1 tRNA gene and 3 rRNA genes are annotated in these 5090 nt (G+C 49.8%); all 4 read right to left on the bottom strand.

The annotated features are described in order from the left end of the window. Position 1: 1 nt before the first annotated feature. Positions 2-117 (bottom strand): 5S ribosomal RNA (gene rrf, locus JQ841_RS02640). 76 nt (positions 118-193) lie between these two features. Then, a 23S ribosomal RNA gene (locus JQ841_RS02645) occupies positions 194-3093 on the bottom strand. Positions 3094-3217: 124 nt separating this feature from the next. Then, positions 3218-3290 (bottom strand) — tRNA-Ala (locus JQ841_RS02650). A 51-nt stretch (positions 3291-3341) separates the two neighbouring features. Further along, positions 3342-4887, bottom strand: a 16S ribosomal RNA gene (locus JQ841_RS02655). Together the 16S, 23S and 5S rRNA genes with 1 tRNA gene alongside form the textbook arrangement of a ribosomal RNA operon. Between the last annotated feature and the right edge of the window lie 203 nt (positions 4888-5090).

Genomic DNA, 5090 nt, shown 5'->3' on the forward strand with positions numbered 1-5090 from the left:
AGCTAAGCGACTTCCATATCTCACAGGGGGCAACCCCCAACTACTTCCGGCGTTCTAGGGCTTAACTTCTGTGTTCGGCATGGGTACAGGTGTATCTCCTAGGCTATCGTCACTTAACTCTGAGTAATACCTACTCAAAATTGAATATCTATTCAAACCAAGAAAACCGTTCGCTTTCGTATTCTCAGTTACTTTGGATAAGTCCTCGAGCTATTAGTATTAGTCCGCTACATGTGTCGCCACACTTCCACTTCTAACCTATCTACCTGATCATCTCTCAGGGCTCTTACTGATATAAAATCATGGGAAATCTCATCTTGAGGTGGGTTTCACACTTAGATGCTTTCAGCGTTTATCCCTTCCCTACATAGCTACCCAGCGATGCCTTTGGCAAGACAACTGGTACACCAGCGGTAAGTCCACTCTGGTCCTCTCGTACTAGGAGCAGATCCTCTCAAATTTCCTACGCCCGCGACGGATAGGGACCGAACTGTCTCACGACGTTCTGAACCCAGCTCGCGTGCCGCTTTAATGGGCGAACAGCCCAACCCTTGGGACCGACTACAGCCCCAGGATGCGACGAGCCGACATCGAGGTGCCAAACCTCCCCGTCGATGTGAACTCTTGGGGGAGATAAGCCTGTTATCCCCAGGGTAGCTTTTATCCGTTGAGCGATGGCCCTTCCATACGGAACCACCGGATCACTAAGCCCGACTTTCGTCCCTGCTCGAGTTGTAGCTCTCGCAGTCAAGCTCCCTTATACCTTTACACTCTGCGAATGATTTCCAACCATTCTGAGGGAACCTTTGGGCGCCTCCGTTACCTTTTAGGAGGCGACCGCCCCAGTCAAACTGCCCGTCAGACACTGTCTCCGATAGGGATCACCTATCCGGGTTAGAGTGGCCATAACACAAGGGTAGTATCCCAACAACGTCTCCTTCGAAACTGGCGTCCCGATCTCTTAGACTCCTACCTATCCTGTACATGTGGTACAGACACTCAATATCAAACTGCAGTAAAGCTCCATGGGGTCTTTCCGTCCTGTCGCGGGTAACCTGCATCTTCACAGGTACTAAAATTTCACCGAGTCTCTCGTTGAGACAGTGCCCAAATCATTACGCCTTTCGTGCGGGTCGGAACTTACCCGACAAGGAATTTCGCTACCTTAGGACCGTTATAGTTACGGCCGCCGTTTACTGGGGCTTCAATTCATACCTTCGCTTACGCTAAGCACTCCTCTTAACCTTCCAGCACCGGGCAGGCGTCACCCCCTATACATCATCTTACGATTTAGCAGAGAGCTGTGTTTTTGATAAACAGTTGCTTGGGCCTATTCACTGCGGCTGACGTAAAGTCAGCACCCCTTCTCCCGAAGTTACGGGGTCATTTTGCCGAGTTCCTTAACGAGAGTTCTCTCGCTCACCTGAGGCTACTCGCCTCGACTACCTGTGTCGGTTTGCGGTACGGGTAGAGTATGTTTAAACGCTAGAAGCTTTTCTTGGCAGTGTGACGTCACTAACTTCGCTACTAAACTTCGCTCCCCATCACAGCTCAATGTTACAGAACTAAGCATTTGACTCAGTTCACACCTCACTGCTTAGACAGACACTTCCAATCGTCTGCTTTAGTTAGCCTACTGCGTCCCTCCATCACTACATACTCTAGTACAGGAATATCAACCTGTTGTCCATCGGATACACCTTTCGGTCTCTCCTTAGGTCCCGACTAACCCAGGGCGGACGAGCCTTCCCCTGGAAACCTTAGTCTTACGGTGGACAGGATTCTCACCTGTCTTTCGCTACTCATACCGGCATTCTCACTTCTATGCGTTCCAGCACTCCTCACGGTACACCTTCATCACACATAGAACGCTCTCCTACCATACCTATAAAGGTATCCACAGCTTCGGTAAATTGTTTTAGCCCCGGTACATTTTCGGCGCAGGGTCACTCGACTAGTGAGCTATTACGCACTCTTTGAATGAATAGCTGCTTCTAAGCTAACATCCTAGTTGTCTGTGCAACCCCACATCCTTTTCCACTTAACAATTATTTTGGGACCTTAGCTGGTGGTCTGGGCTGTTTCCCTTTCGACTACGGATCTTAGCACTCGCAGTCTGACTGCCGACCATAATTCATTGGCATTCGGAGTTTATCTGAGATTGGTAATCCGGGATGGACCCCTCACCCAAACAGTGCTCTACCTCCAAGAATCTCTAATGTCGACGCTAGCCCTAAAGCTATTTCGGAGAGAACCAGCTATCTCCAAGTTCGTTTGGAATTTCTCCGCTACCCACAAGTCATCCAAGCACTTTTCAACGTGCCCTGGTTCGGTCCTCCAGTGCGTCTTACCGCACCTTCAACCTGCTCATGGGTAGGTCACATGGTTTCGGGTCTACGTCATGATACTAATCCGCCCTATTCAGACTCGGTTTCCCTACGGCTCCGTCTCTTCAACTTAACCTCGCATCATAACGTAACTCGCCGGTTCATTCTACAAAAGGCACGCTCTCACCCATTAACGGGCTCGAACTTGTTGTAGGCACACGGTTTCAGGTTCTATTTCACTCCCCTCCCGGGGTGCTTTTCACCTTTCCCTCACGGTACTGGTTCACTATCGGTCACTAGGGAGTATAGGGTTGGGAGATGGTCCTCCCAGATTCCGACGGGATTTCACGTGTCCCGCCGTACTCAGGATACTGCTAGGTACAAAGACTATTTTAAATACGAGGCTATTACTCTCTTTGGCTGATCTTCCCAAATCATTCTTCTATAATCTTTGAGTCCACATTGCAGTCCTACAACCCCGAAGAGTAAACTCTTCGGTTTGCCCTTCTGCCGTTTCGCTCGCCGCTACTAAGGCAATCGCTTTTGCTTTCTCTTCCTGCAGCTACTTAGATGTTTCAGTTCACTGCGTCTTCCTCCTCACATCCTTAACAGATGCGGGTAACAGGTAGTACCTGTTGGGTTCCCCCATTCGGAAATCCCTGGATCATCGCTTACTTACAGCTACCCAAGGCATATCGTCGTTTGTCACGTCCTTCTTCGGCTCCTAGTGCCAAGGCATCCACCGTGCGCCCTTATTAACTTAACCTTATTTTTTGACCTTTCAGTCATAAACTCTTATTAATACTACAGCGTTTTCGGTTTATTTTCTTGTTACTATTTGATATAGATATTCAATTTTCAATGTGCATTACTTGGTGATCTCTCACCAATGGAGCCTAGCGGGATCGAACCGCTGACCTCCTGCGTGCAAAGCAGGCGCTCTCCCAGCTGAGCTAAGGCCCCACAAGACCTCTCAAGACTAAACAAGACCAATGCGCAGTTCCTTATCCTTAGAAAGGAGGTGATCCAGCCGCACCTTCCGATACGGCTACCTTGTTACGACTTCACCCCAATCATCTATCCCACCTTAGGCGGCTGGCTCCTTACGGTTACCTCACCGACTTCGGGTGTTACAAACTCTCGTGGTGTGACGGGCGGTGTGTACAAGGCCCGGGAACGTATTCACCGCGGCGTGCTGATCCGCGATTACTAGCGATTCCGACTTCATGTAGGCGAGTTGCAGCCTACAATCCGAACTGAGACTGGCTTTAAGAGATTAGCTTGCCGTCACCGGCTTGCGACTCGTTGTACCAGCCATTGTAGCACGTGTGTAGCCCAGGTCATAAGGGGCATGATGATTTGACGTCATCCCCACCTTCCTCCGGTTTATTACCGGCAGTCTCGCTAGAGTGCCCAACTGAATGATGGCAACTAACAATAGGGGTTGCGCTCGTTGCGGGACTTAACCCAACATCTCACGACACGAGCTGACGACAACCATGCACCACCTGTCACCTCTGTCCCGAAGGAAAACTCTATCTCTAGAGCGGTCAGAGGGATGTCAAGACCTGGTAAGGTTCTTCGCGTTGCTTCGAATTAAACCACATGCTCCACCGCTTGTGCGGGCCCCCGTCAATTCCTTTGAGTTTCAACCTTGCGGTCGTACTCCCCAGGCGGAGTGCTTAATGCGTTAGCTGCGGCACTAAACCCCGGAAAGGGTCTAACACCTAGCACTCATCGTTTACGGCGTGGACTACCAGGGTATCTAATCCTGTTTGCTCCCCACGCTTTCGAGCCTCAGCGTCAGTTACAAGCCAGAGAGCCGCTTTCGCCACCGGTGTTCCTCCATATATCTACGCATTTCACCGCTACACATGGAATTCCACTCTCCCCTCTTGCACTCAAGTTAAACAGTTTCCAAAGCGTACTATGGTTAAGCCACAGCCTTTAACTTCAGACTTATCTAACCGCCTGCGCTCGCTTTACGCCCAATAAATCCGGACAACGCTCGGGACCTACGTATTACCGCGGCTGCTGGCACGTAGTTAGCCGTCCCTTTCTGGTAAGATACCGTCACAGTGTGAACTTTCCACTCTCACACTCGTTCTTCTCTTACAACAGAGCTTTACGATCCGAAAACCTTCTTCACTCACGCGGCGTTGCTCGGTCAGACTTCCGTCCATTGCCGAAGATTCCCTACTGCTGCCTCCCGTAGGAGTCTGGGCCGTGTCTCAGTCCCAGTGTGGCCGATCACCCTCTCAGGTCGGCTATGTATCGTCGCCTTGGTGAGCCGTTACCCCACCAACTAGCTAATACAACGCAGGTCCATCTGGTAGTGATGCAATTGCACCTTTTAAGCAAATGTCATGCAACATCTACTCTTATGCGGTATTAGCTATCGTTTCCAATAGTTATCCCCCGCTACCAGGCAGGTTACCTACGCGTTACTCACCCGTTCGCAACTCATCCAGAGAAGCAAGCTCCTCCTTCAGCGTTCTACTTGCATGTATTAGGCACGCCGCCAGCGTTCGTCCTGAGCCAGGATCAAACTCTCATTAAAAGTTTGAGTTCTCACTCATTTCTGTCACTGACAGATTTATTGTTTTTTCATTGTTCAGTACTACAACCTTAGTTGTAGTGCCCTGCACATTGGTTCGTCTTGTTCAGTTTTCAAAGGTCTTTGTCACTTGCTTCTCTCAAGTGACAACTATATTAGTATATCACAGTCGCTTTCGCTTGTCAACACTTTTTTGAAACTTTTTT

This window comes from Streptococcus mitis (assembly GCF_905187535.1).
Taxonomy (GTDB): domain Bacteria; phylum Bacillota; class Bacilli; order Lactobacillales; family Streptococcaceae; genus Streptococcus; species Streptococcus mitis_BS.